The 24229-nt window shown below is 74.1% G+C and carries 21 protein-coding genes; 10 read left to right on the top strand and 11 right to left on the bottom strand.

What is annotated here, in order from left to right; genetic code table 11:
* Positions 1–30: 30 nt before the first annotated feature.
* The 5 genes from FAF44_RS01390 to FAF44_RS01370 form a co-directional block, all read right to left on the bottom strand.
* Entirely contained in the window at positions 31–1521 is a 1491-nt protein-coding gene (locus FAF44_RS01390; protein ID WP_237101108.1) for a sodium:solute symporter family protein, read from the bottom strand.
* 57 nt (positions 1522–1578) lie between these two features.
* Positions 1579–2703: an N-acetylglucosamine-6-phosphate deacetylase gene (locus FAF44_RS01385; RefSeq protein WP_237101107.1), complete on the bottom strand. Its 1125-nt coding sequence runs from the start codon at positions 2701–2703 to the stop codon at positions 1579–1581.
* Complete coding sequence (locus FAF44_RS01380) at positions 2700–4034, bottom strand: neutral/alkaline non-lysosomal ceramidase N-terminal domain-containing protein (RefSeq protein ID WP_237101106.1); 1335 nt, start codon at positions 4032–4034, stop codon at positions 2700–2702. Before FAF44_RS01380 ends, FAF44_RS01385 begins: the two co-directional genes overlap by 4 nt.
* Positions 4025–4804 (bottom strand): sugar isomerase domain-containing protein, encoded by a 780-nt coding sequence (locus tag FAF44_RS01375; protein ID WP_237101105.1) that lies wholly within the window; start codon positions 4802–4804, stop codon positions 4025–4027. The genes FAF44_RS01380 and FAF44_RS01375 overlap by 10 nt, the downstream gene beginning before the upstream one ends.
* Before the next feature lie 64 nt (positions 4805–4868).
* On the bottom strand, positions 4869–5858 hold the full coding sequence (locus FAF44_RS01370; RefSeq protein WP_237101104.1) for a LacI family DNA-binding transcriptional regulator: 990 nt from the start codon (positions 5856–5858) through the stop codon (positions 4869–4871).
* Positions 5859–5971: 113 nt separating this feature from the next.
* Between FAF44_RS01370 and FAF44_RS01365 the strand changes: the two genes are divergently transcribed.
* From FAF44_RS01365 to FAF44_RS01345, 5 genes are all read left to right on the top strand, one after another.
* Positions 5972–7222, top strand: a complete 1251-nt coding sequence (locus tag FAF44_RS01365) for an AGE family epimerase/isomerase (protein ID WP_237101103.1) — start codon at positions 5972–5974, stop codon at positions 7220–7222.
* Positions 7219–7992, top strand: a complete 774-nt coding sequence (locus tag FAF44_RS01360; protein ID WP_237101102.1) for a glucosamine-6-phosphate deaminase — start codon at positions 7219–7221, stop codon at positions 7990–7992. The genes FAF44_RS01365 and FAF44_RS01360 overlap by 4 nt, the downstream gene beginning before the upstream one ends.
* Positions 7989–9197, top strand: coding sequence for a D-mannonate dehydratase ManD (gene manD, locus FAF44_RS01355; protein ID WP_237101101.1), 1209 nt, complete (start codon positions 7989–7991; stop codon positions 9195–9197). Before FAF44_RS01360 ends, manD begins: the two co-directional genes overlap by 4 nt.
* Positions 9194–10531 (top strand): mannitol dehydrogenase family protein, encoded by a 1338-nt coding sequence (locus FAF44_RS01350; protein ID WP_237101100.1) that lies wholly within the window; start codon positions 9194–9196, stop codon positions 10529–10531. The genes manD and FAF44_RS01350 overlap by 4 nt, the downstream gene beginning before the upstream one ends.
* A gap of 69 nt (positions 10532–10600) precedes the next feature.
* Positions 10601–11572: a zinc-binding dehydrogenase gene (locus FAF44_RS01345; RefSeq protein WP_237101099.1), complete on the top strand. Its 972-nt coding sequence runs from the start codon at positions 10601–10603 to the stop codon at positions 11570–11572.
* 22 nt (positions 11573–11594) lie between these two features.
* Here the strand turns inward: FAF44_RS01345 and FAF44_RS01340 are convergent, their stop codons facing one another.
* From FAF44_RS01340 to FAF44_RS01320, 5 genes are read right to left on the bottom strand one after another with little or no spacing between them, the layout of a single operon-like run.
* Entirely contained in the window at positions 11595–12977 is a 1383-nt protein-coding gene (locus FAF44_RS01340) for an MATE family efflux transporter (RefSeq protein WP_237101098.1), read from the bottom strand.
* Positions 12974–14002, bottom strand: a complete 1029-nt coding sequence (locus FAF44_RS01335; RefSeq protein ID WP_237101097.1) for a cysteine synthase family protein — start codon at positions 14000–14002, stop codon at positions 12974–12976. The genes FAF44_RS01340 and FAF44_RS01335 overlap by 4 nt, the downstream gene beginning before the upstream one ends.
* Before the next feature lie 17 nt (positions 14003–14019).
* A complete protein-coding gene (locus FAF44_RS01330) occupies positions 14020–15378 on the bottom strand; it encodes an alanine racemase (protein ID WP_237101096.1) in 1359 nt (452 codons plus the stop codon).
* Complete coding sequence (locus tag FAF44_RS01325; protein WP_237101095.1) at positions 15375–16355, bottom strand: ornithine cyclodeaminase family protein; 981 nt, start codon at positions 16353–16355, stop codon at positions 15375–15377. The genes FAF44_RS01330 and FAF44_RS01325 overlap by 4 nt, the downstream gene beginning before the upstream one ends.
* Positions 16352–17344: a TauD/TfdA family dioxygenase gene (locus FAF44_RS01320; RefSeq protein ID WP_237101094.1), complete on the bottom strand. Its 993-nt coding sequence runs from the start codon at positions 17342–17344 to the stop codon at positions 16352–16354. Before FAF44_RS01320 ends, FAF44_RS01325 begins: the two co-directional genes overlap by 4 nt.
* A 155-nt stretch (positions 17345–17499) precedes the next feature.
* Between FAF44_RS01320 and FAF44_RS01315 the strand changes: the two genes are divergently transcribed.
* Genes FAF44_RS01315 through FAF44_RS01300 form a run of 4 tightly spaced genes read left to right on the top strand, consistent with a single transcriptional unit; the run spans position 17500 to position 22575 of the window.
* Complete coding sequence (locus tag FAF44_RS01315) at positions 17500–19056, top strand: ABC transporter substrate-binding protein (RefSeq protein ID WP_237101093.1); 1557 nt, start codon at positions 17500–17502, stop codon at positions 19054–19056.
* Complete coding sequence (locus FAF44_RS01310; protein WP_237101092.1) at positions 19044–20093, top strand: ABC transporter permease; 1050 nt, start codon at positions 19044–19046, stop codon at positions 20091–20093. Before FAF44_RS01315 ends, FAF44_RS01310 begins: the two co-directional genes overlap by 13 nt.
* Positions 20090–20923, top strand: a complete 834-nt coding sequence (locus tag FAF44_RS01305) for an ABC transporter permease (protein ID WP_237101091.1) — start codon at positions 20090–20092, stop codon at positions 20921–20923. Before FAF44_RS01310 ends, FAF44_RS01305 begins: the two co-directional genes overlap by 4 nt.
* Positions 20920–22575, top strand: a complete 1656-nt coding sequence (locus FAF44_RS01300; protein WP_237101090.1) for an ABC transporter ATP-binding protein — start codon at positions 20920–20922, stop codon at positions 22573–22575. Before FAF44_RS01305 ends, FAF44_RS01300 begins: the two co-directional genes overlap by 4 nt.
* On the opposite strand, the gene FAF44_RS01295 is transcribed toward FAF44_RS01300, so the two are convergent.
* Positions 22507–23430 carry a M56 family metallopeptidase gene (locus FAF44_RS01295; RefSeq protein ID WP_237101089.1) on the bottom strand — a complete coding sequence of 308 codons (924 nt, stop codon included), beginning with the start codon at positions 23428–23430 and terminating at the stop codon, positions 22507–22509. The genes FAF44_RS01300 and FAF44_RS01295 overlap by 69 nt on opposite strands.
* A gap of 65 nt (positions 23431–23495) precedes the next feature.
* Here FAF44_RS01295 and FAF44_RS01290 point away from each other — a divergent pair, with 65 nt between their 5' ends.
* Complete coding sequence (locus FAF44_RS01290; protein ID WP_237101088.1) at positions 23496–23894, top strand: BlaI/MecI/CopY family transcriptional regulator; 399 nt, start codon at positions 23496–23498, stop codon at positions 23892–23894.
* Positions 23895–24229: the final 335 nt, after the last annotated feature.

Genomic DNA, 24229 nt, shown 5'->3' with positions numbered 1-24229 from the left:
ACCCTGTCGGGGGCGGGGACGGCGGCGGTGTCACTTCGCCGGGGCGACCTCGGGCTGCTCGGCGTCGAGGGAGTCGATCAGCGCGTCGGCCTCGGCGTTGCGGGCCGGGGCGATGAGGCCGACCAGCACGAACACCACCAGCGACGACAGCACCGGCGTGGCCACCTCCACGGTCTGGCCCTGACCGGGGAAGACGTACTTGAGCAGGGCGAAGACCACGAGCCCGGTCGCCCAGGAGCCGATCGCCGCCGCCGGCCCGCAGCGGCGGAACCACGGCAGCATGCCCAGCAGCATCGGGATGGCGATCGGGCCGACGAGCGCGCCGAACCAGAGGATCAGCAGGCCGAGCACGCCGCCGAAGTTGTCCGCGCCGAGCGCGATGCCCATCGACAGCGCGATGAACAGGAACGTGGAGACCCGGCCGGCCATCAGTTCGGCCTTGGACGACAGCGCGCGGGCGCCCTTCCACACGGCGGGCAGGATGTCCCTGACCACGACCGAGGAGATCGCGTTGGCGTCGGAGGACGTCATCGCCATCGTGTGCGCGAACATCCCGGCGAGGACGAGGCCGATCAGCCCGCCGGGCAGGAGCTGCTGGGTCAGCAGCGCGTACGACTGGTCGGGCTCGGCCAGGCCGGGCAGCAGCAGCGGCGCCGCCCACATCGGGAAGAACAGCACGAGCGGCCAGAAGAGGTACAGGCTCGCGGAGAACAGCGCGGCCCGCCGGGCCGAGCCGCCGGTCGGCGCGGCGATGAAGCGCTGGGCCAGGTTCCAGGTGCCGCCGTTGTACGACAGCGTGTTGATCAGCAGGTAGACCATGACGAAGCCCACCGTGTACTTGTCGTTGAACGGCTGGCCGTGGCCCTCGGGGAGCTTGTCCCACAGCGTCCAGATCGCCGACACGCCGCCGAGCTGGGCGAGCACCGCGACGAACATCGTGATCCCCGCGACGAGCTGGATGATGAACTGGCCGAGGTCGGTGAGCGCGTCGGCCCAGAGCCCGCCGATCGTCGAGTAGACGAGCGTGACCCCGCCGGTGAGCAGCACGCCCCAGGCGATCGGCACGCCCGCGAACACCTGCAGCAGCAGCGCGGTCGCCGCCCACTTGGCGCCGACGTCGAAGACCTTGAGCGCGGTGCCGCTCCACGCCAGCACCTGCTGGGCCGGCACGTTGTAGCGGGTCGCGAGGTACTCCAGCGGCGAGATGATCCCGAGCCGCTGCCGCAGCCGGGGCCAGCGCGGCGCGAACAGGAACGAGCCCACGACCATCGCGAACGTGATGCCGATCGCCCACCAGACGTACAGGGTGAAACCCGCGGTGTAGGCGATGGCCGCGTAGCCGACGAAGACGGCCGAGCTGTAGCCCGACATGTGGTGGGAGATGCCGGACAACCACCAGGGCATCTTGCCGCCGGCGGTGAAGAAGTCCCTGGCGTCGCGGATGCGGGACTTCGCCCAGACGCCGATGGCGATCATCACGACGAAGTAGCCGCAGATCACCAGCCAATCGAGAACGCTCATGAAGATCTCCCAGAGGGGGGTGGGGCGCAGTGCGAATATCGGGGGCGGACGAGTGGGTCAGGCGTCGTGGACGGGCACGCCGTTCACGAAGGTGCGCAGGATGGACAGGTCAGGGGTGGTGACGATCAGGTCGGCGGGCGCTCCGGGTTCGACGCGACCGCGGTCGGTCCCGAGCAGCCGGGCCGGATTCGCGGCGGCCAGGCGCATCGCGGTGCCGAGATCGACCTCGGTACGGGCGACCGCCCAGGCCACACACTCGATCAGCGAACTGCCCGACCCGGCGAGCAGCTCGCCGCCGGGCAGCGTCACCCGGCCGTCCGCGCACACCGTGATCCGGCCGCCGACGGGAGTGGTGTAGTCGCCCGGGGCGCAGCCCGCCAGCGTGACGGAGTCGCTGACCAGCAGCGCGCGGTCGATGCCCTTGGCACGCAGCATCGCGGTGAACGTGTCGGCGGGCAGGTGGTGCCCGTCGGCGATGAACGACGCGGTGAGCCGGTCCTCGGCGAGCTGCGCCCAGATGTAGTTGGGGTGCCTGCGGATGACCGCGTGCGCGCCGTTGCCCAGGTGGGTGGAGAGCCGGGCGCCCGCCGCCACGGCCCGCGCGATGTCGGCGGGCGCGGCCGCGGTGTGCCCGATGGACACGATGACGTCGCGCCGGGCCAGCTCGGCGATGTAGCCGGCGGCCCCGGCCCGCTCGGGGGCCAGCGTGACGATCTTCACCAGCCCGCCGCCCGCCTCCTGCCAGCGGCCGAACTCGTCGAGGTCGGGATCACGCAGGTGGTCGGTGTCGTGGGCGCCGCGCGGGCCGTCCTCGGGGGCCAGGTAGGGGCCCTCCACGTGCACGGCGGGGATGGCGTGCCGGACCAGCGGATCGGCCTCCCGCGCCGCCGCGATCACGCGCAGGTTCCGGACGATCCGGTCCTCCGGCGCCGTGATGATCGTGGGGCACAGCGTGGTGGTGCCGTGTCTCCACAACTCGCGGACGAGATCGGCCACGTCGCCGGGCGAGAGGTCGTCGGCGTTGACGTCGTGGCCGCCGTACCCGTTGACCTGGACGTCCACCAGGCCCGGCAGGACGAGCACGTCGGGTGCGGTGCGCAGTTCGGTGACCGCGGCGATCCGCGGGCCGTCCAGCTCGACGCGGACCGGGCGTCCGTCCGCGAGCCTGCCCTCGACTCTCATGCGCCCTCCCCGGCCAGGGACGTGGCGGCGGCGAGGACCAGGCGGCCGGCGTCGGGCGTGAACGCGGCACGCAGCCCGTACGCCCGGTGGGCCTCCTGGATCTCGTAGCCGCCCGCGTCGTAGTGCGTCTCCGGGTAGGGCAGGTAGCCGGGCACCCCGCCGGTGTATCCGGCGACGAGCAGCCCGGGGTCGCCGAGCGCGGCCCGCAGCTCCAGGGCCAGCTCGACGAAGGGCTCGCAGGGCAGGAAGACCAGCGGCACCCCGCCCCACCGGTGCACGGCCACCTGGACCGCGACCGTCGCCGGTCCGGGGTCGTCGAGCTGGGCCAGGGCCCAGCCCGTCCACAGGCCGCCGTCCTCGTCAGCCAGGGCGCGCAGCTCGCCGGGCGGGAGCGGGTCGCCGAGCGGCAGCTCGACGCGGGTGGCGGTCACCGACACGGGGCCGGTGACCGGTTCCGTGCCGGCGGCGAGCGCGGCCTCGGCCACCTGGGTCCCGATCCGGTGCGCGGCCTCGAACGTCCGGCCGGGGTCCGGGCCCGTGCCGCGCAGGCTGTCGTGCGCGCTGTGCCCGGTGTTGAGCTGGCCGCAGCAGCCTTGCAGGAACATGGCCACGCCGCCGATCGCGGACTCGACGTGCCGCCGCGCGTAGCCGGGCCAGTCGGCGGTGAGCCGGAGGTTGTCGGGGCCGAGCGTCACCGGGTGGCAGGCGTGGGAGAACACGGTGGCGACGGGCTCGCCGTCCTCGCGTTCCAGCCGCAGGAGGGGGACGGCCGGGTCGGTGAGGACGCCGCCGCGCCGGTTGTGGGCGACGCCGTGCAGCTCGCCGCAACCGCGGCGGAGCACGGCGGGGGCGAGCCGGCCGAGCGCGGTGACGGCCACGCCGACCAGCCGCGCACAGGCGTCCTCGACGTACGCCGGGTCGGCGACGCCGCCGATGCCGCCCCGGGTCACGGCCGGTCCCGCGTGCGTGTGCGTCACCGCCACGGCCACCCGCTCCTCCGGGATCCCGGTGCGTTCGTGCAGGTCGCGGGCGATGCGCCGGGTGGTGTCCGGGTCGAGCGCGATGAGGTCGGCGCAGATCACGACGGACGTGGTCACGCCGTCGGAGACCGCCACGGCGGTGCCGAGCAGCGGGTCGTGCACCCCGGCGGACGGGGAGCGCCGGGCGGCGAACCCGGCGAGCGACCCGCCGACGGACGGCGTGATGTCAACGACCGCCGCCCCGGCGAACAACCGCCCCCCGGCCCCGGTCGCCCCGATCGGACCCGCTCCGGTCGTGGCCGCCGGGGTCGGTCCGGTCGCTCCTGTCGGACCTGGTTCGGTCACAGCCATCGGACGCGTCCGCGGAAACGGTCGATGAAGAGGCCGTTGCGCTCGTCGCCGCCCGGCGCGTTCCCGCTGCGCCAGATCTCCGGGACCGTGCCGCGCTCGGCCAGCTCCGCGATCGCCGCGGCCATGAGGCAGTTGAGCGTGTACGCGTTCGCGAACGTCGAGATCGCGCCGACCCGCTCGGGCACGTCCTCGATCTCGAGCACGGCGTCGCCGACCGGCACCTTCGTGTCGATGTGCAGGTCGACCAGGTCGTGCAGGTTCTGCTTGGTGGGGTGGCGGGCGGGGTGGCCGGGCGCGGTCCGGTCGGCGTGCTCCCTGGAGGAGACGCCGATGACGGTGACGCCCCGCTCGCGGGCGGTCAGCGCCGCGTCGATGAGCGCCGCGTTGATCCCGTACGCGTTGACCAGGATGAGCAGGTCTCCGTCGCCGAGCCGGTTGTCCTCGATGACGATGCGGCCGTAGCCGGGGGTGCGCTCGATCGCCATCGAGCGCAGCGCGCCGCCGGACAGCAGCGTGCCCTCGTCGAGGATCGCGCTGACGTTGACCAGGCCGCCGGCGCGGAAGAACACCTCCTGGGCGGCGAGGTTCGAATGCCCGCCAGGACCGTAGACGTAGATCAGCCGGTCCGCGCCGTGCCGGGTGATGTGCTCGGCGACCAGGGTCGCCGCCGTACCGATGGCGTCGGCCTCCTCGGATTCGATCCTGCCGATCAGGCCGACGACCTGCTCGGTGTACGTACGCATGAGCGACACGTGCCGTCCGTTTTGCACCTGCAGGCTCCCTGTGACCGATGAAAGCGATTGCAGGCATTTAAGTCCATGCCCGAATTCCCGGTCAAGGGGTCGGCCGCGGTCCCGTGGAGTCCCGCGCGACGAACGAGCCGGGCAGCCTGACGTGCTCGGGCGCGCCGCCGGGCGCCTCGATCTGCCTGGTCAGCACCTGGACGGCGGTGGTCCCGAGGTCCTCCATCGGCGCGGTCACCGTGGTCAGGTTCGGCGTCACGGTCCGGGCGAGCAGCACGTCGTCGCAGCCGACGACACTGCGGTCGCCGGGCACGGAGACGCCGCGTCCGGCCAGTTCGGCGAGCACGCCGCAGGCGGTGAGGTCGTCGAAGGCGAACGCGGCGGTGGCGGCGGTGCCGAGCAGCGCCGCGCCGGCCTGCCGCCCGCCCTTGAAGGTGGCGCGGAACGGCCCGAGCTCCGCCAGCTCCACCCCCCGGCCCCGCGCCCAGCGGCGGACCGCCTGCGCCCGCCGGGCCGCGGCCCACGACGCGCTCGGCCCCGTGAGCAGCGCGAACGAGCGGTGCCCGTGCTTGTGGAGGTGGTCGCCCGCGTCGAAGAGCGCGCTGGTGTTGTCGCAGACCACCGAGGACAGGTCGCGCAGCGGACGGTTGAGCAGCACGCAGGGCAGCCCCCGCGCGGCCTCGCGCAGCGCCGCCGACGACGAGCGCGGCGAGGCCACGATCACGCCGTCCACCCTGCTGCGGAGCTGGGCGACCTGGCGCACCTCCGCCGCCGCGCTCTCCTCGGCGTCGACCAGCATGACCGAGCTGCCCATCCGCTCCGCCGAGCGCTGGATCGCCCGGACGAGCAGCGGGAAGAACGGGTTGGTGATGTCGGGGACGATCAGCCCGATCATCTCGGCCCGGCCCGTGACCAGGCCGCGCGCGGCCGAGCTGGGCTGGTAGCCGAGCTCGTGGGCCGCCGCCATGACCTGTTCCCTGACCGGGGCGCTGACCAGCTCGGGCCGGTTGAACACCCGCGACACGGTCGCGGCGGAGACACCGCACCGCTGGGCGATGGAGTAGATCGTCGGCTTGCTCACACCGCGCTCCTCAGCGTTGGCCCGGACCTGGCTTGACCGAAGTACTCTAGCGAAGCCAGAATCATGCAATCGCTTTCATTGTCCGATTACGAAACCTCTATGAAAAGGACGGTATGGGTTCCGAGCAGCCCGAGCGGCCCGAGCGGATCGCCCGCAGGCAACTCGAAGACGTCATCCTCCCGTTCTGGCTCGAGAACGGCATCGACACCGTGCACGGCGGGTTCTACACGTGCTTCGACAACCGCGGCCGGCGCAGGTTGTCCACCGACAAGTTCACCTGGTCCCAGGGGCGGTTCGTCTGGCTGCTCGCCCGCGCCGCCCGGCTGGCCGAGCGCGGCCTGCTCGACCACGGGCGCGACCCCCGGCTCGATCCGGGCACGCTCGTCCGGCACGCCGAACGCGGCGCGGCTTTCCTCCTCGACCACGCCGTCGGGCCCGACGGCCGGTGCGCGTACGTCGTGGACGAGCGGGGCGAACCGCTGCCCGGCGAGCGCAGCATTTTCGCCGACGCCTTCGTCGCCATGGGGCTGGCCGAGCTCACCCGGCAGACCGGCTCCCCCGAGCATCTGCCCACGATCGACCTGATCGTCCAGCGGATCGCGGACGACGTGGCGGCCGGCGACCCGCCGACCCCGCCGTACCCGCTGCCGCCCGGCTGCTCGGGCTTCGGCGCCCGCATGATCGTGCTGAACGCCCGGCTCGACCAGGTCCGCGCGCACCAGGCGGCCTCCACCCGGCCCGGGTCCGCGCCCGTGGACGAGCTGCGCGAGGCCCGCCGGGCCATGCTCGCGCACCGGGAGGACAGCGGCCTGTTCACCGAGACGTTCGTGCCCGATCCCGGCCGGCGGGACACCGTCCTGGCCCGGCACCGCACGCCCGGCCACGCGCTGGAGGGCACCTGGATCGCCATGGAGGCGGGTGACCTGCTCGGCGAGAGCGCCGACCACGGCGACCTGGTGGCCGGCGTCTCCGCGCTGTGCCGGGCCGGCTGGGACGACGAGCACGGCGGCCTGTTCCGCTACGTCGACGTCACCGGCCCGTCGTACGGCGGCCCGTACGAGGACCTGGTCCGGCGCACCTGGTCGACCAAGCTGTGGTGGGTCCACTCGGAGGCGGCCTACGCCACCCTGCTGGCGGCCGAGCGCCATGGCGACCGGGAGGCGGCCGGCTGGTTCGACCGGATCTGGGACTACACGCTGCGCACGTTCCCCGGCGGGGCGGACGGCGAGGAGTGGATCCAGATCAGGGACCGCTCCGGGGCGCCCTTCGACGAGGTCGTCGCCCTGCCGGTCAAGGACCCGTACCACATCGCCCGCAACCTCATGCAGATCGTCGAGCTCCGCGCTCAGGGAGACCAGCCGTGACCATCACGAACCCGGAGCCCGTGATCGAACGGGCCGCCGGACGCCTCGACGTCCGGATCTTCAGCGACAGGGCGGGGTCCGGCGCCGCCGCGGCACGCGCCGCGGCGGCGGCGTTGCGCACGGCGCTGGCCACCCGCGACGAGGCCAGGGTCGTCTTCGCCGCCGCGCCCTCGCAGCGGGAGACGCTGGCCGGCCTGCGCGCGGCCGAGGGGATCGACTGGTCCCGGGTCGCCGTCTTCCACATGGACGAGTACATCGGCCTGCCCGCCGGCGCGCCCCAGCGCTTCGGCCGGTTCCTGCGCGACGAGCTCTGGGACGCCGTGCGGCCGGGGGCCGTCCACGTGATCGACCCGGGCGACGACCCGGAGGCGGAGAGCGCCCGCTACGCCGAACTGCTCGGCAGCGCCCCGATCGACCTCGTCTGCCTGGGCATCGGCGACAACGGCCACCTGGCGTTCAACGACCCCCCGGTGGCCGACTTCGCCGATCCCCTCGCGGTCAAGACGGTCGAGCTCGACGACGCCTGCCGGCGCCAGCAGGTCAGCGACGGCTGTTTCGGCACCCTGGCGGAGGTCCCCGAGCGGGCGATCACGCTGACCGTGCCCGCGTTGATGGCCGGGCGCACGCTCGTCGCCACCGTGCCGGGACCGAACAAGCGGGCCGCGCTGGCCGCCGCCCTCGACGGGCCGATCGGCGAGAGCTGCCCGGCCTCGATCCTGCGCACCCACCCGGACTGCACCCTCTTCGCCGACCTGGAGGCCTACCAGTGATCATCACCGACGCCAAGGTCATCGTCACGAGCCCGGGGCGGAACTTCGTCACGCTGAAGATCACCACCTCCGACGGGGTCACCGGCGTCGGCGACGCGACGCTGAACGGCAGGGAACTCGCCGTGGCGTCCTACCTGCGCGACCACCTCTGCCCGCTGCTCATCGGCCGCGACCCCGCGCGCATCGAGGACACCTGGCAGTACCTCTACCGGGGCGCGTACTGGCGGCGCGGCCCGGTCACCATGACCGCGATCGCGGCCGTCGACACCGCGCTGTGGGACATCAAGGGCAAGGTCGCCGGGCTGCCCGTCTACCAGTTGCTCGGCGGACGCTCGCGCGACGGCGTCACGGTGTACGGCCACGCCAACGGCGAGACCGTCCCCGAGGTGCTCGACGAGGTCGCGAAGTACGTCGACCTCGGCTACCGGGCGGTCCGCGTGCAGTGCGGCGTCCCCGGCCTGGCCGCCACCTACGGGGTCGGCAAGGACAAGATGTTCTACGAGCCCGCCGACGCGAGCCGGCCCAGCGAGGCCACCTGGTCGACCGAGCGCTACCTGCGGGTCGTGCCCGAGCTGTTCGCCGCCGTCCGCGACCGTTTCGGCCACGACCTGCACGTCCTGCACGACATCCACCACCGGCTCACCCCGATCGAGGCGGGCCGGCTCGGCTCCCGGCTGGAGGAGTACGCGCCGTTCTGGCTGGAGGACCCGGTGCCCGCCGAGCTCCAGGACGGCTTCCGGCTGATCAGGCAGCACACCACGGCCCCGATCGCGGTCGGCGAGGTGTTCAACTCGATCTGGGACTGCGAGCAGCTCATCCGCGAGCAGCTCATCGACTACATCCGGGCCACGGTGGTGCACGCGGGCGGGATCACCCACCTGCGGCGCATCTTCGACCTGGCCGCGCTGCACCACGTCCGCACCGGCTCGCACGGGGCCACCGACCTGTCTCCGGTCTGCATGTCGGCCGCGTTGCACCTGGACATCGCCGTCCCCAACTTCGGCATCCAGGAGTACATGCGGCACACCGAGGCCACCGACGAGGTGTTCCCGCACGGCTACCACTTCGCCGACGGCTACCTGCACCCGAGCGAGGAGCCGGGCCTCGGGGTCGACATCGACGAGAAGCTGGCCGCCCGCTACCCGTACGAGCCGGCGTACCTGCCGGTCAACCGGCTGATGGACGGGAGCATGCACCATTGGTGAGGCTCAGCCGGGCCACCCTGTCCAGGGTGGCCGCCGAGGCGCGCCCGCTCGCGGAGCCGCGCGAGACCGGCGTCGTGCACCTGGGCATCGGCGCGTTCCACCGCGCCCACCAGGCCGTCTACACCGAGCGGGCGATGGCCGCGACCGGCGACGACCGCTGGGGCATCTGCGGGGCCAGCCAGCGCAGCACCGCCGTGGCCGACCTGCTCCGCCCGCAGGACTGCCTCTACGGGTTGCGCGCGGGTGACGACGTCCGCGTGGTCGGGTCGGTGCGCGAGGTGCTCGTCCCCGGTGACGACCTGGCCGCCCGGCTGGCCGCGCCGCGGACCGCGGTCGTCACGCTGACCGTCACGGAGAAGGCGTATCGGCGCGAGGGCGGGCCGTCCACCGCGATCGGGCGGCTGGTCGCCGGGCTGCGCGCCCGCGCCGCCGCCGACGCGGGCCCGCTCACCGTCGTGTCCTGCGACAACCTGCCCGGCAACGGCGCGACCCTGGCCCGGCTCGTGGCCGAGCTGTGCGAGCCGCCGCTGCTCGCGTGGGTCGAGCAGAACGTCGCCTTCCCCTCGACCATGGTCGACCGGATCGTCCCCGCGACCACCCCGGCCGACCTCGACGACGTGGCCGCCCGGCTCGGCGTGCGCGACCTCGGCGCGGTCGTCACCGAGCCGTTCACGCAGTGGGTGATCGAGGACTCCTTCGCCGGTGACCGGCCGGCCTGGGAGCTGGCGGGCGCGCTGCTGGTCGACGACGTGCGGCCGTACGAGCTGATGAAGCTGCGCCTGCTCAACGGCAGCCACTCGGCCATCGCCTACCTGTCGGGCGCGACGTACGTGTCCGAGGCGGTGGGCGACCCCGCGTTCGCCGCCTACCTCCGCCGGCTGATGGACGACGACCTCACGCCCACCCTGGACGGCCTGGACGGCTTCGACCTCGCCGGGTACAAGAAGTCGCTGCCGGCCCGCTTCGCCAACCCCGGCCTGCGGCACCGCGTCGCGCAGATCGCCGCGGACGGCTCGCAGAAGCTGCCGCAGCGCCTGCTCGACCCCGCCCGCGACCGGCTGGCCGCAGGGCACGAGCCCCGTTGGATCGCTCTGGCCGTGGCCGGCTGGATGCGGCACGTCAGCACGTCGCGCGAGCTGGACGACCCGCTGGCCGGACGGCTGCGCGGCGACGCCACGGCCTCCGCGGCGGCGACCGTCGATCGCCTGCTGGCCGTCGAGGAGATCTTCGGGGCCGACCTCAGGGAGCACCGGGTCTTCCGCGAGCTGGTCACCGGCTGCCTGGAACGCCTCACCGCCGACGGCCTCCCGGCCACCCTCCGGGCCCTCGCTTGACCTGAACCAAGGTTGAGGCTGAAGACTGTTCGCTGTCCCGATCGGATCGCGAACAGGAGAGTGGCGGACGTGAGAGTGGTACACGTGACACGTTTCGGCGGGCCCGAGGTGCTGGTTCCGGGTGAGGCCCCGGACCCGGTCGCCGGGCCCGGCGAGGTGGTGGTCGAGGTCGAGGTCGCGGGCATCACGTTCGTCGAGACGCAGATCCGGCGCGGCACCGACCGCTGGCACGCCCGTCCCGAACTGCCGTACGTGCCGGGCGGCGTGGTGGCGGGCCGCGTGCGCGCGCTCGGGCAGGGCGTGGCCGCGAGCTGGTCCGGCCGGCGCGTGCTGGCGGGCACGGGGGAGACCGGCGGCTTCGCCGAGCGCGCGGTGGCGCTGGTGGAGAACCTGATCCCGGTGCCGGACGAGCTGGACCTCACCGACGCCGTCGCGCTGCACCCCGACGGCAGCACCGCGGCGGGCCTGGTCGAGGGGGCCCGCATCCGTCCGGGGGACTGGGTGCTGGTCGAGGCGGCGGGCGGCGGCGTCGGGAGCCTGCTGGTGCAGTTGGCGATCGCCGCCGGGGCGAAGGTCGTCGGCGCCGCGCGCGGCGCCAGGAAGCTGGACGTGGTCCGCGAGCTGGGCGCGGCGGCCGTGGTCGACTACTCCGAGCCCGGTTGGACGGAGCGGGTCCGCGAGGCCACCGGCGGTCGGGGCCCCGATGTCGTCTTCGACGGGGTCGGCGGCGCGATCGGCCCGGCCGCGTTCGAGGTGACGGCCGAAGGGGGCCGCTTCTCCGTCCACGGAGCCGCCAGCGGTGAGGCCACGGAGATCGACCCGGACGCGGCGCGGCGGCGCGGGGTCGAGGTGCTCGGGATCGAGCAGCTCTTCGGCTTCGGGCCGAACCTGCGGCGGTGGGCCGAGCAGGTGATGGCCGAGACGGTGGCGGGCCGCGTCCGGCCGCTCGTCGGGCAGACCTTCCCGCTGGAGCGGGCCGCGGACGCGCACGCGGCGATCGAGTCGCGCACCGCCGTGGGCAAGACTCTGCTGCTGATCTGACCCGCCCGCCGCCGGATCCGCTCTACGCGGCGCGGGCGGCGAGCGCCGCGGAGTAACGGCGCAGCAGCAGGACGGCGGTGGCGGCGAGCCCGGCGAGCAGGCCGAGCCAGATGCCCGGGGTGCCGAGCCCCAGCGCGTACGCCAGCAGCCAGGAGACGGGCAGCCCGACCGCCCAGTAGCCGATCAGGGTGAGCCGGAAGCCGCCGGCGGTGTCGTCGAGGCCGCGCAGCAGGCCGACGCCGATGTTCTGCGCACAGTCGAAGAACTGCAGGACGGCCGCGATCGCGAGCAACTGCGTGGCGACGGCGACGGCCGGGCCGGCGTCCGGGCGCAGGAACGGGGCCAGCACCGGCCCGGGGAAGGCGAGGTAGGCCGCGCCGACCACGGCCATCACCGCCGCGGCGCAGGCCAGGGCGGTGTTCCTGATCCGCCGGGCGGCGTCGAGATTTCCCAGCGCGAGTTCGCGGCTGACGTTGACGGAGGCGGCGTGGGACAGGCCGACGGCGATCTGGAAGACGATGTAGACGAGCTGGTTCACGGCGGTGTGCGCGGCCAGCGCGGCCGGACCGAAGGAGCCGGCCATCAGCGCGGTGACGGAGAAGAACCCGGCCTCGGAGCCGTAGGTCGCCGCGATCGGCACGCCCAGGCGGGCCACCCGTTTCACGGTGGCGAGCCGCGCCCTGGCCGGGTTCAGGGCGAGCATGGACGCCGACGGCCGGTCCCTCCTGGCCGACAGCCACAGCGCGAGGAAGGACAGCAGGTAGACGGCGGAGGTGGCGACGCCGATGCCGACCAGGCCGAGCCGGGGCAGCCCCCAGGTGCCGTGGATGAAGACCCAGTTCAGTCCGGCGTTGACCGCGACGGAGCCGATCGTGATCCGTAGCAGCGCCTGGGGTCGTCGCATGCCGACGGTGAACTGGCGCACCGCCTGGAACCACAGGCAGGGCAGCAGGCCGGGTGCCAGCGCCAGCAGCAGGTGCTGGGTCCGTGCGGCGATGGCGGCGTCCTGGCCGAGCCAGGTCAGCGCCTGGCCGATGAGGATCATGATCGCGGCTCCGGCGAGGCCGGCGACGGTGGCCACGGCCATGCTCGCCCGTACGAGCCCGCGGATCTCGGCCCGCTCCTCGTCCGCGGCGGGTCCCGGCGCGGCCTGTTCCGCGCGGGCCGCGGCGGTCGCGATCTGGTTGCCGACGGACGTGAGCAGGCCGACGCCCATGGTGCGGACCTGGTTGAAGATGACGACGGCCAGCCCGCCCGCCGCCAGTTCGGCGGTGCCCAGCAGGCCCATCATCACGGTGTCGGTGGTGGTCAGGGCCACCTGGGCGAGCTGGGTGAGGATCAGCGGGACGGCGAGGGTCGCCAGGTCGCGGCCGTCGCGCAGCAGGGTGGCCGGCACGGGCGTCACCGGTCCCCGCGCAGCTTGCCGAGCAGGTCGCCGATCTCCCGCTCGGCGTACGGGTCGAGCAGGTCGCGGGCGCGCATCCAGTCGTCGTCGTAGACGGTGTCCAGGTACTTCTCCCCGCCGTCGTTGAGGAGGGCGACCACCGTGCTGCCCGGCGGCAGGGAGGGCAGCCGGGTCAGCGCCTCGTGGACGACGCCTCCCGCCGAGCCGCCGATGAGCAGGCCGGTACGGGCGACGGCGCGGCAGGTGGCGAACGCCTCGACGTCGCCCACCTTGACGCCCTCGTCGATGAGGGCGAAGTCGACCAGCGCCCCGATCTCGGCCCCCTCGGGCGTCCCGGTGCCGGACTGGTGGTAGTCGTGGGCGGGCCCGCCGAAGGCGATCGAACCCTTCGGCTCGACGCCGACGACGGCGACGCCGGGCACGAGCGTGCGCAGCTCGCGGGCGGTGCCGCAGAGGGATCCGCCGGTCCCGACCGCCCCGATCAGGACGTCGATCCGGCCGTCGAGGGCCTGGTGCAGCTCGTGGGCGACCGGCAGGTAGCCGACGCCGTTGCCGGGGTTGTTGTGCTGCTCGGTGAAGACGGTGTTGTCCCGGCCACGGGCCAGGGCGGCGGCGAGTTCCTCGCGGGCGGCGGTGGCCAGTTCCCCGGTGCCGTCGTCGGTGACGTACACGAGTTCGGCGCCCAGCGCCCGCATCGCGCGGAGTTTGTCCGCACCGGCGTGATGGTCCACGACGGCGGTGAAGGCGTAGCCGCGTTCGGCCGCGATCACGGCGAGCCCCAGGCCGGTGTTGCCGGAGGTGGACTCGACGATGCGCCCGCCGGGCCGCAGCTCGCCGCGTGCTTCGGCGTCGTCGATCATCTGGCGGGCCATGCGGATCTTCGCGGTGCCCATGGGGTTGAACAGCTCCAGCTTCAGCAGCAGCCGGCACCCGGCCGGGGTGCGGGCCAGCTCCAGTAACGGCGTGTGGCCGATGAGGTCGGAGACGCGGCGGACCACGGCGGGACGCTGCGACGCTGCGGGCATCGGAGGCTCCTTAAAGGTCAGAGGAAGTGGCGGTCCAGGCGCCAGCGCGGGCGCGGGCGTCCGAGATGGTCGATGACGACCTTCGGCGGCAGGGGCAGGTCGTGGAACGCCGACTCGTTGGAGTCCATCTGGTAGCCCGCGGTGTTGGGGTAGACGAGCAGGTCCCCGGCCCTGGGCAGGACGGGGAAGGGGATCTTGCGCCAGGTGAGCAGGTCGGACTCCAGGCAGGTGGCCGCCGCGACGGCGGCCGGGTACCCGCCCACGGGCGCGGAGGCGTCCTGCGGGAGCAGCCGCGGGTCGGGCAGGTACTCGCTGTTGAACCACTGCTCGGACAGGCTCAGGCTGGTGCCGTCCACGGTCAGGATCCGGTAGCCCGCCCGCTCCTTGACCTCCTGGACGCGGAACACGGTGGCGCCCGCCCGGTCCAGCAGCGCGCGGCCGGGCTCCACCAGGAGCCGCACGCCGGAGCGTTTCAGCAGGTCGGCAAGGCTCACGGTGTGCCCGGCCGGGCGGGCGGCCAGCAGGGCGCGCAGCGCGCGGGCGCCCGCGAGGGGCGAGTGGTAGGGGTAGAAGTCGCCGGGGGCGAACGACCTGCCCGCGTGGTAGTGCCCGCTGTGCTGCTCGGCGAGGAACGCCCGCCAGTGGGCGGCGTCGGTGTAGCTCACCGGGAGACCGCCGCCGATGCTGATCCGGTCGGCCGTCAGCCCCAGGGCGCGGGCTTCGAGGCACCAGCCGGCCAGTACGGCGGCCAGGTCGGTGCGCGGCTGGAGGGCGTAGCCGGACAGGTGGAAGCTGAACCCCTCCACGCTCACCCGCTCGCCCACCTCGGAGCAGCGCCGCAGGGCGGTCCGCAGCTCGGCCTCGTCCATCCCCAGCCGGCTGCCGGGCTGGGACGGCGGCGTGTGCCGCAGCAGGAGCCGCGCCCGCCGGTGCTCGGCCGTCGTGACGAGCGCGTCCAGCTCGCCGGGGGAGTCCACGGCGATCAGCGCGTCGTGCCGGACGGCCAGCCGCAGCAGGTCCGGGTGCTTGGCCGGGCCGGTGACGACGACGTCCTCGCCGCGCACGCCGTGGCCGAGGGCCTCGCGCAGTTCGCCGACGGAGGAGACGTCGATCCCGGCCCCGCCGGCGGCGCAGCGTTCGACCCAGACGGCGGCCTTGTTGGCCTTCTTCGCGAAGTACACGAACCCGTCCACCTCCGCCAGAGCCGCCCGCAGGTCGCGCAGGTTGGCGTCGAAGGCGCCGGGCAGCAGGAAGTGGAACGGGCCGCCGAACGCGTAGGCGAGCTCCTGGAGCAGCCCGCTGGCCAGGACCGCGTCGGTGCCGGGGTCGGGCAGCGCGGGCAGGCTCGGGTACCCGGCCGCGCGTGCCGTGCTCACCGCCACAGCGGCACCTCGACGCCCAGGCCCTGGGCCAGGGCGAGCTGCGCGAAGCGGTGGCCGAGGGCGATGTCGGTCACGACCAGGCCGCTGTTGTAGGCGAAGACGCGCTCGCCCACCGAGCGGCGGCCGGCGGCGACACCGGCGAGCACGGCGGGGAACTCGGCGTCCACGGGAGGCAGCTCGCCGTCCGCGCCGGCCAGGTCGGTGCCGGTGACCTTCATCTGGGCCGCGCTGGTGGCGATGATCCGGTCGGCCTCGTGCAGCGTGGACGGTGCCAGGCCGTGCCCGACGAGGATCGACAGCGCGCCGGGGGCGAGCCAGCCCGCCTCGACGGCCGCCCGGGTGTGCCCGCCGGCGGTCGCGACGAGGATGTCGGCCGAGCCGGCGGCCTGCCGCAGGTCGGTGACGATCTCCGGGTCGCGGCCGGGGAAGTGCTCGCGCAGCACGTCCCGCACGGCGGCGAGGCCGTCCGGGTGGGTGCCGTGGACCAGCAGCCGGTCCAGGTCCGGCAGGACGGTCAGCAGGAAGGGCAGGGCCAGCCGCCCCTGGACGCCGGTGCCGATGACCAGCGCGGTGCGGGCGCCGGGGGCGGCGCACTCGCGGGCGATCAGCGCCGAGACGGCGGGTGTGCGCAGGGACCCGATGCGCGCGCAGTCCATCATGGCCACGGGCCGGCCGGTGACGTCGTCGTAGAGGGTGAGCGTGGTGTAGTAGTGCTGCTCGTCGCGGCCTTTGTCCAGGCCGTGCTTGTAGGAGGTCTTGACGGCCACGACGTCGCGCGAGCCGTCCCGGCCCAGCATCGCGTACGACACCGAGTGGCCGTCCGGTGGCTTGACGGTCAGCTTGCGCGGGTTGTCGGAGCGCCCCGCGTGCAGGCTCCGGTAGGCGTCCGCCACGGTGGCGAGCACGTCGGACAGCGAGATCTCCAGCCCGGCCAGGTCGCCGGCAGACAGGATGCGCAGGTCGGCGGTCATGACCGGCCCACCTCCAGGACGGCCTGGCCGTACCCGTGCTCGGCGGCCTCGGCCGGCGGGCGGCTGCGACGGCCGGGGACGCGTACGGAGGCTCGTTTGAGCCAGCGGTCGGTGCCGTCGTAGCGGGGCCGGAAGGGCACCCGGCCGTGCACGGCCTGGTCGTTGTCGATGACGAGGACCTCGCCGGGGGACAGCGTGACCGGGACGGTGACCCGGGTGAGTTCGGCGGTGAGGCGGCGGTAGGCGTCCCGGTAGGCGGGGGAGGCCCGCTCCAGAGGCGTGTACGCCGGGTCGAAGCGCAGGGTCAGCCCGTCGTCGGCGTGGAACAGGGTGGGGACGGCCGGCGGCGGCTGCCGGGTGTAGGCCCGCGCCTCGGTGTAGGAGTCGTCAGGCAGGACCGGCACCTCCGCCCTGCTCAGGGTCTCGATGTCGGCGTCGTCGAGGCGGGTTCTGCGGATGCTCGCCGCCGTCGTCGCGATGCGGTCGCGGTTGCGTACGCAGCCGAGCAGCAGCAGGTTGGCGCGGCCGGGGTGGAAGGCGTCCTCGGTGTGCGGGGCGAGCAGGACGGTGCTGCTCGCGCCGGTCTGCTCGCTCTCGTGCCCGCGCGCGGGCACGATGTTGTGCACGAAGCGGCCGTCCTGCTGGCCGGGCCAGGCGATCGGGTGGCCCATGGCGGCCGACAGCAGCAGCAGGACGATGTCCCGCACCCCGCCGTCGCCTGCCGTGGCCCACCGGGAGGGCGTGGGGCCGATCGGCTCGCCGTCGAGGTTCAGCCCGGTCAGGACGTACAGGCCGTCGGCGGTGTCCACGGGCCGGCACTGGCCGAGGACGTCGTCGCCGAGGGTCTGCACGGCCTGGCCGATCCGGGTGAACAGGCCGGGGGACGGCGACGCGGTGCCGCATTCGGCGTGGATCTGCCGGGCTGCCGCGTGGAGCCGCCGGGCGCCGGAGGGGCCGAGGGAGCGCGCGAAGGGCAACGCCTCAGTCATCTGGAGGTTTCCGTTCCGTTGCGGGGGAACTGCGGGGGAGCGCCGATCCGAGAGCACGGCCGTGCCCGGGCCGATCACCCGGCCGTACTTTTACACGTAATAAAACTTAGCATAGGCTTACCTTGCTTCTAGGTAACCGGGCAGATCGAGGACACGTGAACCTGAACAGGCGTCAACTTCTGGGAGCCGGCGGCGCGCTGGCCGCCGCCGCCCTCGTCGCGGCATGCTCCGGCGGCGGTGGCACGACCACGTCCGGCGCGGCTCCGTCCGCCTCCGGCGGGCAGCCGAAGCAGGGCGGCACGCTGCGGATCGGCGCGCTCGGCCGCGCCAGCGCGATCACCCGCGACCCGCACGGCACCCAGGGCAACGAGAGCGACTACCTGATCCTGGCCCTGATCTACGACACGCTGACCGTGCCCGGCAAGGAGCGGAACACCGCCGGCCGGCTCGCGGAGTCCTGGGAGCCCTCGAAGGACCTCAGGACGTGGCGCTTCTCCATCGTCAAGGACGCCGTCTTCCACGACGGCACACCCGTCACCGCCGACGACGTGGTGTGGTCGCTGCGCCGCCTGCGCGGCACCCCCTCGGGGGAGGCCCGGCTGCCGGGCATCCAGGCGAAGAACATCACCGCGGACGGCCCCTCCACGGTCGTGCTCACCTCCGACTACCCGAACGCGGAACTGCCGCTGCTCACCCGCCTGACGACGTTCGTCCTCAAGAAGGACACCGCCGACGACGCCCTGGAGACCGCGCCCGGCACCGGCCCCTTCACGCTCGACTGGTACCGCGGCGGCAACGCCCGCCTGGTCCGCAACGAGCGCTGGCACGGCGGGACCGTCCGGCTCGACGCCGTCGAGGTGACCATGTTCGAGACGGCCGCGGCGATGGCCAACGCCGTCCTCGCCGGGCAGATCGACGTCGCCTCGAACGCCGGGGCCGTCGCCGCCCGAACCGCCGCGGCCCGCCAGGACCTGCGCGTCATCCGGCGGGCGAACGACCTGTCCATGCCCATCGTCATGCGCACCGCCGACGGCCCCTTCGCCGACCCCCGGGTCCGCGAGGCCATGCGGCTGATCGTGGACCGCGACGCCATGGTCAAGCAGGTCCTGTCCGGCTACGGCACCGTCGCCAACGACATCCTCGGCACCGGCGACCCCGACTACGCCAGGAGCCTCCCGCAGCGCGCCCGCGACCTCGACCGGGCCAGGACCCTGCTGGCCGAGGCCCGCTTCGACCTGTCGAAGAGCTACGACCTCGTGACCACCGAGGACATCGCCGGCCTGGCGGAGTCGGCCACCCTGTTCGCCGCCCAGGCCAAGGAGGCCGGAGTGCGGATCCAGGTGGTCAAGCAGGAGTCCGGCACCTTCTACGAGCAGACCTGGCTCAAGGGCGACCTGTACACCACCTACTGGGGCACCAACGACTCGGTGGTCTTCTTCGCGTCCAAGACGATGGTCAGCGAGGCCGGCCAGAACGAGGCCGGCTGGTCCGACAAGGAGTTCGACGCCGCCTACCGCGAGCTCCTGGAGACCGCCGACCCCGCCGCCCGCCACGCCGCCCTGCTGGAGGTGCAGCGGATCGAGCACGAACGCTCGGGCTACCTGCTGTGGGGCATGGCCGACGGCATCGACCTGGCCGGCGGCAACGTCCACGGACTGCCCGAACTGCCGGGGTACGGACGGGTCCAGCTCGAGAACGTGTGGCTGAGCTGATGCGGCGAGGCGAGCCGGAGGGCGGTGAGCTGGAGGGCGGTGAGCTGGAGGGCGGCGGGCCGCCCGCGCGGGTGCCCACCGCGTCTGCCGCGTCCGCCGTGGCGGTGCTGCGCGGCGTCGTCCGGCTGGTGCTCGTCCGGGTGAGCCTGCTGGTGGCGCTGCTGGCCCTGGTCTTCGCCGCGGTCGAACTGCTGCCGGGGGACGCGGCCACCGCCACCGCCGAACGCGGCGAGAGCGCGGCCGACCTGGCCGCCCGACGTCACCTGCTGGGCCTGGACCAGCCCCTGTGGACGCGCTTCGCCGCCTGGATGACCGCCCTGCCCACCGGGGACCTGGGCGTCTCGGCCCACGGGCGGCCGGTCGCCGAGGCGCTGGCCGACCCGTTCCCCAACACGCTCGTCCTCGCCCTCAGCGCGCTGGCGCTGACCGTCCTGGCCTCCCTCGCCCTGGGCTGCTGGGCGGCCACCCGGCCGGGCGGGCCGGCGGACCGGGTCGTCGGACACCTGGCCACCTCGGCCTTCGCCCTGCCCGAGTACATCGTGGCGGTCGCGCTGGTGCTGCCGCTCGCCCTGTGGACGGGCCTGCTGCCCGCCGTCACCGTCACCGACGGGAGCGGGTCCCCGAGGTCCTGGACGATGCTGATCATGCCGGTGCTGGCCCTGGCCATCCCGCAGACCGGCTGGAACACCCGCATCGTGCGCGGCGCGCTCGCCGACCAGGCCGCGCTGCCGCACGTGGAGGCCGCCGTCCTCGACGGGCTGCCGGCCCGCGTGGTCGTGTTACGCCACGCGCTGCCCGGCGCGGTCCCGGCCATCGCCGCCGGCATCGCCACCAGCGCCGGGATGCTGTTCGGGGGCGCGGTGGTCGTGGAGACGCTCTTCAACCACCCCGGCATCGGCACGCTGCTGGCCGGAGCCGTCTCCGACCGGGACACCCCGCTGGTCGCCGGGGTCGCGGCGTGCGCGGGGGCGGTCATCACCCTCGTCCTGCTGGCCTCCGACCTGATCCGCGACGCCGTCGTGGGAGGCCGCCGGTGAACGTCTTCGGCGTCCGGGGGCTGCGGCGGGCCGTCCCCGCCCTGCTGCTGGTCATCGCCGCGGTGGCCGGCCCGTTCCTCGCCCCGCACGCGATCGACGCGCCCGTCACCATGGCGTACGCCCCGCCCGAGGCCGGCGCGCCGCTCGGCGGCGACCAGCTCGGCCGTGACGTCCTGAGCCGCCTGCTGTCCGGCGGGACCGCGTTGATCGTCAGCGCGCTGGCGGTGGCCGTGATCATCACCGTCGGCGCGATCTGGCTCGGCTGCCTGGCGGCGCTGAGTCCGGCGGCCCGCCGGCTGGTCGAGCGCGGCGCGGACATCGCGATCCTGCTCCCCCCGGTCCTCGGCGTCATGCTGATCGGCATGACCTGGCCCGGCGGCGGCCGGCTCGCCGTGGCCGCCGCGACCGTGGCGCTCGGCCTGCCGTACGCCATCAGGGTCGTGGCCGGAGCCGCCGCGCCCCTGACCGCGACCGGCTACATCGAGACCGCCCTCGCCTCGGGCGAGCGCCTGTCGTACGTGGCGGCCCGCGAGCTGGTGCCGAACCTGCGCTCCACCCTCATCGCGCTGTTCGGGCTGCGGTTCGTCGAGGCCGTCTACATCATCTCCATGGCGGGCTTCCTCCAGATCGGCCCGCAGCCGCCCGCCGCCGACTGGGCGTTGATGATCCGGGAGAACTCCGGCGGCATCCTGCTCAATCCCTGGGCCGTGCTCGCCCCCAGCCTGGCCATCGCCGTCCTGGCGATCAGCGTCAACCTCGCCTCGGAAGCGCTCTCCCGGCGACCGGCCGTCCCCGCCCGGCCGGGCTCTGCACGAAAGGCCGCCCCATGACGGACTCCCCGGCGCTGAGCTGCACCGACCTACGGGTCACGCTGCCGGACGGGACGGTGCTCCTGCCGTCCACCAGCCTCACGGCCCGCACCGGGCAGGTCGTCGCGCTCACCGGGGCCTCGGGTTCGGGGAAGACCACCCTGCTGCGCGCCGCCCTGGGACACCTGCCCCCGGCCGCCCTGATCGCGGGCCGCATCGACGTGCTCGGTCACGACGTCCTCGACCTGCCGGACCGCGACCTGCGGGAGCTGCGCCGCCACCACGTCGGCTACGTCGGCCAGGACCCGGGGGCGACGCTGAACCCGCGGATGACCGTCCGTCGTCTCGTCGCCGAGACGACGGCCCCCGCCGAGGGGGAGTCCGTGACGGAGCTGCTCGACCTCTGCCGGCTGCCAGACGCGGGCGGGCTGGCCGGGCGGCGTCCGGGCGCGATCTCCGGAGGGCAGCAGCGCCGGGTGGCCCTGGCCCGCGCGCTGGCCCGCCGGCCCCGGCTGCTGCTCCTCGACGAGCCGACCGCCGGGATGGACGGCCCGTTGCGCGACTCGATCGGCCGCCTGCTGCGCGCCCTGGCCGCGGAACGCGGCATCGCGATCGTCCTGACCTGCCACGATCCGGCGCTGATCGAGATCTGCGCGGACCAGCGCATCGCCCTCACAACCACCACCCACCGGCCCCCCGACCGCCACCCGGCTCCACGACCACATCCGGACTCTCGACCTCATTCGGCCCCGCGGCCGGATCCGCATCGGGACCCACACCCGGACCTGCGGCCGCACCCGGACCTGCGGCCGCACCCGGACCTGCGGCCGCACCCGGACCTGCGGCCGCACCCGGACCTGCGGCCGGATCCGGACTCGCGTCCGCGTCCGGCGCTGGGATCCGCCGCCGGGCTGGCGGCGGGTGAGGTCGAGGTCGCGTTCGGCACGGGAGCGCGGCGGCGTCGGCCGCTCGCCGGCGTCGACCTGGCCGTGCCCCCGGCCTCGGCCGTCGGGCTCACCGGACGCTCGGGCACCGGCAAGTCGCTGCTGCTCAGGGTGCTGGCGGGGCTGCATCCGGCGGCGGCGGGAGCCGTCACCCTCGACGGCGACCGGCTCGCGCCGCACGCCCGGCGGCGGGGCAGGGCCCAGCAACGCCGCATCCAGTTCGTCCCGCAGGACCCGCTCGGCGCGCTCAACCCGTCCCGCAGTGTGGGCGCGACCCTGGCGCGTCCGCTCACCCGGTTCGGCGGCACGCCCCGGAGCGAGCTCCACGCCCGGGTCGGCGCGCTCCTCCAGCAGGTCGGCCTGCCCGTGGACACCGCCTCCCGGTACCCGGCACAACTGTCCGGCGGCCAGCGCCAGCGGGTCTCGATCGCCCGCGCCCTCGCCGCCGATCCCGACTACCTGCTCTGCGACGAGATCACCTCGGCGCTCGACCCCGCCACCGGCATCGAGATCATGAACCTGCTGGCCCGGCTCCGCGCGGCGCGCGGCATGGCCCTGCTGCTGGTCAGCCATCAGCTCGACCTCATCGAGGGCTACACCGACGAGACCCACCTCCTGGAGGACGGGCGGATCACCCGGACCAGGTCCGCCGCCCCCGTCTCAGCGGCCGGTGGCGAGCACGAGCAGCTCGACCAGGTCGTACAGGGCCTCGCCGGTCCAGACGAGTGAGCTCACCGCCATGACCGCGGGGACGGCGGCCGGCCACGACCGGGCGCGGCGAGCCTGACGCAGGAGCGCGGCGACCCGGCGCGGGATCACGCCGGGACGTCTGGGCCGGGCGAAGGACGCGAGGGGGCCGAGCCTGAGCCCCGGTCGTCCCCGGGCGGCCAGCGCCGCCGAGCCGATCGCCTGGGCGAGGATCCGGCGGTCCCCGACCGTCGCCGCCGCCTGCTCGTCGGCGGCCCGCTCGACCAGGTAGCCGACCTGGCCGCAGACCCACCGCAGCGCGGGATGGACCGCGCCGGCCAGTTCGCTCAGCAGCATCAGCCGGAAGTGGTCGTGGTCCAGGTGCGCCCGCTCGTGGGCGAGCAGCGCCGCGTACTGCTCCTCGGTGAGGAGCCGCCGCATCCCGGTCGTGACGACGACGTGTCCCGGCCGGCCCGGCACGGCGAACGCCTCGATCTCGTCGCTGGCCACCTCGACGACCCCGTCGGGCCCTGCGGTCGGGGTGAACCGGCGCGCCCACGCGAGTCCGCGGCGGTAGCGGGTCACCACCTTGGCGGCGGCCACGGCGGCGGCCACCGTCCACAGCGCGCAGAGCCACGGGACCCAGCGCACGTGCCCGGTGTCGGCGATCACGATCTGGTGGGACCACCCGAGATGACCGGCGACGAGGGGGACCTCCGCCACCGCCTTGATCGTGAAGGCCGCCACGTTGAGCAGGCTCGCCAGCGCGGCTCCGGCCGCCGACCAGGCCAGGACCCTGGCGGCGGGCGACGGCGGCAGCCGGTCCGCGAGCAGCGCGACGAGGGCGACCACCACCAGTGGGACCGTCAGGACCGACCAGACGAAGTGATCGAACATCACCGCGCCCCCGTGGCCGGGCCGCGTCGGTGGGCGGCCACGCGCGGACGAATAGAATGCGACAGGTGACAGACCGTCAGCCGCCGGAGGCCGACTCCGCGGTGCCCAGGAGGCGGGCCGGCCGGCTCGAGGCGGCGATCATCACCGTCCTGTCCGCCGCCGACCGGCCGCTGACCACCGGCGAGGTCCTCGAACGGCTCGACGCCCCGGCCGCCCTGACCTACAGCACGGTGATCACCACCCTGAACCGGCTGGCCAAGAAGGGCGCGGTGACGCGGCGGCGCGACGGCAAGGCGTTCCGGTACACCGCGATCGCCGACGCGCCGGGCCTGGTGGCCGCGCACATGAACCGCCTGCTGGCCGAGGAGGACGATCGGGCCTCGGTGCTGCGGCGCTTCGTCAGCGGCCTCGAACCCGGCGACGAGGAGATCCTCCGGCATCTGCTCAGCGACCCCGACTCCTGACCACCCAGCGCGCACACCAGGACGAAACACCAGAGAACCCCTCGGACACATTGCCGGCAATTAGGTAAAGCTAACCTAATCCTGGCGTAGCCTGCCATCCTGGGAGAGGCACCCGGAGCCCTGGCAGCCACGAAATTACCGCGCGGCATTGCCGCGTGGCAAGATCGCCGGGACGGGCCGCGCCCGAGCGCCGGACCCGGATTCCTGCGAGGATGACGCCAGCGTCGAGGCGACCGGACGGTGGCCGCCCGGCATCCGCACCCGGCCCGCGGGCACCCGGATCGAGCCAGCTCACCGGCACCGCCGGGCTGTCGTGACCGCGTCATGTCACATGC

Source organism: Nonomuraea sp. MG754425 (assembly GCF_021699195.1).
GTDB lineage: Bacteria > Actinomycetota > Actinomycetes > Streptosporangiales > Streptosporangiaceae > Nonomuraea.
Note: the sequence above shows the minus strand (reverse complement) of the source record. Positions and strands in the feature narration are given on the sequence as shown.

Excerpts from the sequence above, each read along its gene's own strand:
- FAF44_RS01390 (WP_237101108.1), bottom strand. The coding sequence starts at position 1,521 with ATGAGCGTTCTCGATTGGCTGGTGATCTGCGGCTACTTCGTCGTGATG.
- FAF44_RS01385 (WP_237101107.1), bottom strand. The coding sequence starts at position 2,703 with ATGAGAGTCGAGGGCAGGCTCGCGGACGGACGCCCGGTCCGCGTCGAG.
- FAF44_RS01380 (WP_237101106.1), bottom strand. The coding sequence starts at position 4,034 with ATGGCTGTGACCGAACCAGGTCCGACAGGAGCGACCGGACCGACCCCG.
- FAF44_RS01365 (WP_237101103.1), top strand. The coding sequence starts at position 5,972 with ATGGGTTCCGAGCAGCCCGAGCGGCCCGAGCGGATCGCCCGCAGGCAA.
- FAF44_RS01335 (WP_237101097.1), bottom strand. The coding sequence starts at position 14,002 with ATGCCCGCAGCGTCGCAGCGTCCCGCCGTGGTCCGCCGCGTCTCCGAC.
- FAF44_RS01325 (WP_237101095.1), bottom strand. The coding sequence starts at position 16,355 with ATGACCGCCGACCTGCGCATCCTGTCTGCCGGCGACCTGGCCGGGCTG.
- FAF44_RS01320 (WP_237101094.1), bottom strand. The coding sequence starts at position 17,344 with ATGACTGAGGCGTTGCCCTTCGCGCGCTCCCTCGGCCCCTCCGGCGCC.
- FAF44_RS01300 (WP_237101090.1), top strand. The coding sequence starts at position 20,920 with ATGACGGACTCCCCGGCGCTGAGCTGCACCGACCTACGGGTCACGCTG.
- FAF44_RS01295 (WP_237101089.1), bottom strand. The coding sequence starts at position 23,430 with ATGTTCGATCACTTCGTCTGGTCGGTCCTGACGGTCCCACTGGTGGTG.